This window comes from Dietzia sp. HMSC21D01 (assembly GCF_001815995.1).
GTDB classification, from domain to species: Bacteria; Actinomycetota; Actinomycetes; order Mycobacteriales; family Mycobacteriaceae; genus Dietzia; species Dietzia cinnamea.
In genome coordinates this window covers 1-5,640 of record NZ_KV824011.1, presented here as the reverse complement: position 1 = coordinate 5,640, position 5,640 = coordinate 1, and the positions used below count along the sequence as shown (strand labels likewise).

General features: G+C 71.9%; 4 protein-coding genes. 1 reads left to right on the top strand and 3 read right to left on the bottom strand.

Features of this window, described 5'->3' with window-relative positions; all coding sequences use genetic code 11:
• Positions 1–96 precede the first annotated feature (96 nt).
• Genes HMPREF3086_RS12760 through HMPREF3086_RS12750 form a run of 3 tightly spaced genes read right to left on the bottom strand, consistent with a single transcriptional unit; the run spans position 97 to position 3,757 of the window.
• A complete protein-coding gene (locus HMPREF3086_RS12760; RefSeq protein ID WP_070722234.1) occupies positions 97–2,199 on the bottom strand; it encodes a xanthine dehydrogenase family protein molybdopterin-binding subunit in 2,103 nt (700 codons plus the stop codon).
• Complete coding sequence (locus HMPREF3086_RS12755; protein ID WP_070722232.1) at positions 2,196–3,227, bottom strand: FAD binding domain-containing protein; 1,032 nt, start codon at positions 3,225–3,227, stop codon at positions 2,196–2,198. The genes HMPREF3086_RS12760 and HMPREF3086_RS12755 overlap by 4 nt, the downstream gene beginning before the upstream one ends.
• Entirely contained in the window at positions 3,224–3,757 is a 534-nt protein-coding gene (locus tag HMPREF3086_RS12750; protein ID WP_061913687.1) for a 2Fe-2S iron-sulfur cluster-binding protein, read from the bottom strand. The genes HMPREF3086_RS12755 and HMPREF3086_RS12750 overlap by 4 nt, the downstream gene beginning before the upstream one ends.
• A gap of 146 nt (positions 3,758–3,903) precedes the next feature.
• On the opposite strand from HMPREF3086_RS12750, the gene HMPREF3086_RS12745 reads away from it, so the two are divergent.
• Complete coding sequence (locus HMPREF3086_RS12745; RefSeq protein ID WP_070722230.1) at positions 3,904–5,559, top strand: RecQ family ATP-dependent DNA helicase; 1,656 nt, start codon at positions 3,904–3,906, stop codon at positions 5,557–5,559.
• Positions 5,560–5,640: the final 81 nt, after the last annotated feature.

The following is a 5,640-nucleotide window of genomic DNA, read 5'->3' as shown; positions in this document are numbered from 1 at the left end:
GCGACGTCGACCGGCCGGAGGATCTGGCGTCCGCGACCGGCGACCACCGCGGCCGCCGCGCCCGGTCATCCCCCGGGCCGGCGGCCGCCGCGGCGCCTACTGATCGACAGGCAGGTGCTCCAGGAGCGCGTCGGCGTGGACGGGGAGGTCGCGGATGCGTGCACCGGTGGCGTTATGGATCGCGTTGACCACGGCGGCCGCGCTGCCGACGTTGCCGATCTCCCCCGCCCCGCGCGTGCCCATCGGGGTCGCGAACTCGTCGACCTCGTCCAGCCAGACCGCGTCGATGTCGGTGGCGTCGGCATGGGTGGGTACGTGGTAGTCCGCGAGGTTCTGGGTGACGACGTGGCCGAACCGGGTGTCGCGGACGCTCTGCTCGTGCAGCGCCATGGACAGCCCGAAGGTCATGCCGCCGATGAACTGCGACCGCACGGTACGGGGATTGACGACCCGGCCGATCGAGAACACGCCGAGCATCCGCGGCACCCGGATCTCGCCGGTGTCGGCGTCCACGCGAGCCTCTACGAAGTGGGCGCCGAACGAGATCGCGCGATAGCGCTCGAGCTCGGGGTTGTCGCCGGCGGCGGCGGTGGTCTCCGCACCCGCCGGCGGGTCGTCGCCGTACCTCGTCCGGAACCGCCCGGCCGCGGCGAAGATGGCCGAGCCCCACGACGAGATGCCGGACGAGCCACCGGCGACCGTGGCGTACGGCAGGGCGGTGTCGCCGATCTCCAGGGAGATGGCCTCGGCGGGAACCCCGAGGGCGTCCGCGGCGACCAGGGTGAGCGCGGTCCACGTGCCGGTGCCGATGTCCACGGCGCCGACCTGCACGCGGTAGCGGCCACCGCCCTCGGCACGGATCGTGGCCTGCGACCCGGACTGCACCATGTGCGGGTACGCGGCGCTGGCGACGCCGTAGCCGACCATCCAGCGACCGTCCCGGCGGGACGCCGGAGTCGCGGGCCGCTCGGACCACCCGAAGCGATCAGCGCCCTCGCGCAGGCAGTCCACCAGACGCCGCGAGGACCACGGCCTCCCGGACTCGGGGTCCGTCTCCGGGTCGTTGCTCACCCGCAACTCGATCGGGTCCAGCCCGCATGCCTCGGCCAGCTCGTCCATCGCGACCTCGGCGGCGAACGCCCCCGGAGCCTCGCCCGGCGCCCGCATCCAGTACGGGGCCGGCACGTCCAGAGGGACGGCGTGATGGAAGGTCCGCCGGTTGGGCGCGGCGTACATCGAACGCGACGGCACGGCGGCCTGCTCGACGAACTCCTTGACCCGCGAACTCTGCGACCACGCCTCGTGACCGATCGCGGTGAGGCGCCCGTCCGCGTCGGAGGCCAGCCGGATCCGCGAGACCGTCCGCGGGCGGTAGCCCACGAAGACGAACATCTGCTGCCGGGTCACCGCGTACTTGATGAGCCGACCCGGCAGGTGCATGGCCCCCAACGCCACCAGCACGTCGTGGGCGTGCGGCGCGCCCTTGGAACCGAACCCGCCGCCGACGTGTGGGGCGATCACCCGGATCTGCTCGGTCTCCAGCCCGAGGACGGGCGCGAGCGTGGAGGCCACGCCGTGCGGGGACTGTGTGGAGTCGTACATGGTCAGCAACGGGCCGTCGGGGTCCCAGTGCGCCGAGACGGCGTGCGGCTCCATCGGGTTGTTGTGCTCCTCCGGCGTGGAGTAGCTCTGATCCACCACGTGGCCATGCGTCTGCGCGCGGGCGAGCGACGGCCCCATCTCGCCGGTCGAGGACGCGGGCTCGTAGCCGCCGTTGACCACCTCGGGCTCGTAGACGTCCGGGTGGTCGGTGCGGAAGCCGACGTCGTGGGGCTGCTGGTCGTACTCCACCCGCACCAGCGACTGCGCCCACCGGGCCGCCTCCGCCGTCTCGGCCAGGACGAGACCGATCGGCTGGCCGCGGTAGAGCACGTCGGTGTCCTGGCAGATCACGTACTCGCGCTCGGAGGTGTCGGCCAGCCGCGGCGCGTTCCACGGCGTGAGGACGGCGAGCACCCCGGGCTGCGACTCGGCCTCGGAGGTGTCCATCGAGGTGACGGAGCCGCGCGCGATGGTGGAGGTGACCGGGTGGAGGAACACGGGCTCGCCGGGCCCGGTGTGCTCGAAGGCGTACTGCGCGGTCCCGGTGACCTTCGCGGGCCCGTCGAGCCGCGGGGTCGAGGTGCCGATGGCGCTCATCGCGGACCCTCCTCTCCGGTGACGCCCGCGCGCCTGCCCGCGGCCTCCGCGGCAAGGTCGCGCAGGACGGCGATGATGGTCCGCCGTAGCAGCGGGACCCTGAGTTCGGCGCCCTCTACGGGCGTCGCGTCCGCGAGTTCGGCGTCCGCCGCCTCGGCGAACGCGGAGGTCGAGACGGCGCGCCCGACGAGCAGCTCCTCGGCCCTGGCCGCCCGCCACGGCTTGTGCGCCACCCCGCCGCACGCGATCCGGACGCCGGTGATCACCTCGTCGTCGTCGATCTCCAGGTGCGCGGCGACGGAGACGAGCGCGAACGCGAACGACGCCCGGTCGCGGACCTTCCGGTAGGTCGAGACGGCGCCGGTCAACGGCGGCGGTAGCTCCACCGCGACCACCAGTTCGTCTCGCTCGAGGACCGTGTCGAGATGCGGCCGGTCCCCCGGCAGGCGGTGGAAGTCGGCCGCCGGTATCCGGCGCTCCCCGCCGGGCCCGAGGGCCACCACCGTCGCGTCGAGCACGGCCAGCGCGACGGCCATGTCGGAGGGGTGGGTGGCGATGCAATCGTCCGAGTGACCGAACACGGCATGGTATCGGGTGTACCCACCGATCGCGGAGCACCCACTGCCGGGCTCACGCTTGTTGCACGGTGTGGTGACATCCTGGAAGTAGACACAGCGGGTGCGTTGGAGGAGATTGCCGCCGGTCGTGGCCAGGTTACGCAGCTGCGGCGAGGCCGCCGAGAGCAGCGCCCGGCTCAGCACCGGGTAGTCCCTGCGGATGACCGGGTGCCCGGCCAGGTCGGCGTTGCGCACGTTGGTGCCGATCCGCACCCCGCCCCCGTCCAGCGGGTCGACGGTGTCCAGCGGCAGCCGGGACACGTCCACGATGACGTCGGGGGTCGCCACCCCGAGCTTCATCAGGTCGACCAGGTTGGTGCCACCGGCCAGCGGTCTCGCACCGTCATGCTCGCTCAGCAGAGCGACGGCCGCGTCGGTGTCCTCCGGGCGCTCGTAGCGGAACGGTCTCATCGCCGGACCCCGTCCCGGTCGGCCGACGCGGAGTCCCGGACCTGCCGGATCGCGGCGACGATGTTCGGGTACGCCGCGCACCGACACAGGTTGCCGCTCATCCGTTCCCGGACCTCCTCGTCGGTCAGCTCGACCTCGGCGCCGAGGTCCTCCATGACATGGCTCGGCGCGCCCTGCGCGGCCTCGTCGAGCATCCCCACGACGCTGCACACCTGCCCGGGTGTGCAGTACCCGCACTGGAACGCGTCGGTGTCGATGAACGCCTGCTGGACCGGATGGAGCCCGTCCCCGGACAACCCGGCCGCCGTCACGACGTCCCGTCCGTCCTGTGCAACCGCCAGGGACAGGCACGAGGTGACCCGCCGGTCGTCGACCAGCACGGTGCACGAGCCACATTGGCCGTGGTCGCACCCCTTCTTGGGCGAATAGTTGCCGAGCCGCTCACGCAGCGCGTCCAGCAGTGTGGTCCGCGTATCCACGGTGATGTCCTGCTGCGCGCCGTCGACCCGGAGCGTTATGCGCATCTCCATGAGTTGACTGTAGGGGTACCCGCGGAATGTGCGCGACCGGTCCACGGAAGACGCGCGCGGTGGCCGATTTCCGGCATGCGCTTACCCTCGGGGGTCCGGGACCGTCCCACCGCGGGCCGCCCGACCGCGACGGAGAGGACGCACACGTGACGACGACGCAAGCCGAGGCCACCGATCCCCTCGAGGTGGCGAACCGCGTCTTCGGATGGGACGAACTGAGGCCGCCGCAGGCCGAGGCGATCCGGGCGGCGGTGAGCGGTCGCGACGTGCTGGCCGTCCTGCCCACCGGTTACGGTAAGTCGGCGATCTACCAGCTCGCCGGGATCATGTCGGAGGGGCTGTGCATCGTCGTCTCCCCACTCATCGCGTTGCAGACCGACCAGTGCGAGGGGCTCAACGAGCTCGCCGGCGACGCCCCCACCCGATCGCTGGCGATCAACTCCTCGATGGGCGCGCGGGCACAGGCCGAGGCGTGGGACGACGTCGTCGCCGGGCGCGTCGACTTCGTCTTCCTCACCCCCGAGCAGTTGGCCAAGGCCGAAGTCCTCGACCGCCTCCGCCAGGCGGGCCCGAGCTTCCTCGTCGTGGACGAGGCGCACTGCGTGTCCGCCTGGGGGCACGACTTCCGTCCCGACTACCTCCGCCTCGACACCGCACGTCACCGGATGGGGTCACCGACCGTCATCGCGCTCACCGCGACCGCCTCGACACCGGTGCGGGAGGAGATCCTCGACCGCTTGGCCATGTCCGACGCGCTCGTGCTCGCCGGCGGCTTCGACCGGTCGGAGTTGCACCTCGCCGTGCGGCGCCACGTGGAGGACGACGACAAGAAGGACGCGGTCGTGGAGCGGGCCGTCGAACTGGTCGGTCCCGGGCTGGTCTACACCGCGACCCGCAAGGCCACCGAGGACTACGCGGCTCGCATCGCCGAGCGCTCGGCCGCCGCGGACCGTCCGTTGAGGGTCCGCGCCTATCACGCCGGGCAGAAGGCGGCGGAGCGCGAGGAGACGCTGGGCGCCTTCCTCGACGGTCACCTCGACGTGGTGGTGGCGACGAACGCGTTCGGGATGGGCATCGACAAGGAGGACGTACGGTTCGTCCTCCACGCCGACATCCCCGACTCGCTTGACACCTATTACCAGGAGGCCGGGCGCGCCGGACGCGACGGCGAGCCGGCCACCATCGAACTGCACTACCGCAGCGAGGACCTCGGCCTCCGCAGCTTCTTCTCGTCTCACAGCGCGGACGAGGAGGTGATCCGAGCCGTCGTCCGTCACCTGCGCCGAGCGGACGGGCCGGTGCGACTGAGCAAGCTGAAGAAGGCCGTCGACGCGGGCGGGAAGCGTGTCACGGGCGCGGTCAACCTGCTCGAGGCGGCCGGCCTGCTCTCCTCCGGCAGGAAGGGGCTCGAGCTCGTCGAGGACGTGCGTCCCAAGGAAGCGGTGCGCCGCGCGGAGGAGATGTCCGAGACGCTCGAGAGAATCGATCGCTCCCGGATCGAGATGATGCGCGGGTACGCGGAGACCGACGGGTGTCGACGCCAGTTCCTGCTCGGATACTTCGGTGACGAGCTCGCCGATCCCTGCGGGAACTGCGACACCTGCGACGCCGGAACGGCCGTGGACATCACTCATGATGCGGCGGACTTTCCTCTCCAGTCCGCGGTGGTCCACCGGGAGTGGGGGTCGGGGATCGTCATGAGTGTCGACGACGACCGCCTCACCGTGTTCTTCGAGGAGCAGGGGTACCGGACGCTGTCCCTGGATCTCGTCCGCGAGCAGGAGCTGCTCACGCGGGCGTGACCGTCGGCGAGCCGGGCAGGCCGGCAGCGACGCCGGCGACGGTGTCGAGCCACCACAGCGCGGGCGCGCACGCCGCGGCCA

Excerpts from the sequence above, each read along its gene's own strand:
- HMPREF3086_RS12750 (WP_061913687.1), bottom strand. The coding sequence starts at position 3,757 with ATGGAGATGCGCATAACGCTCCGGGTCGACGGCGCGCAGCAGGACATC.
- HMPREF3086_RS12760 (WP_070722234.1), bottom strand. The coding sequence starts at position 2,199 with ATGAGCGCCATCGGCACCTCGACCCCGCGGCTCGACGGGCCCGCGAAG.
- HMPREF3086_RS12755 (WP_070722232.1), bottom strand. The coding sequence starts at position 3,227 with ATGAGACCGTTCCGCTACGAGCGCCCGGAGGACACCGACGCGGCCGTC.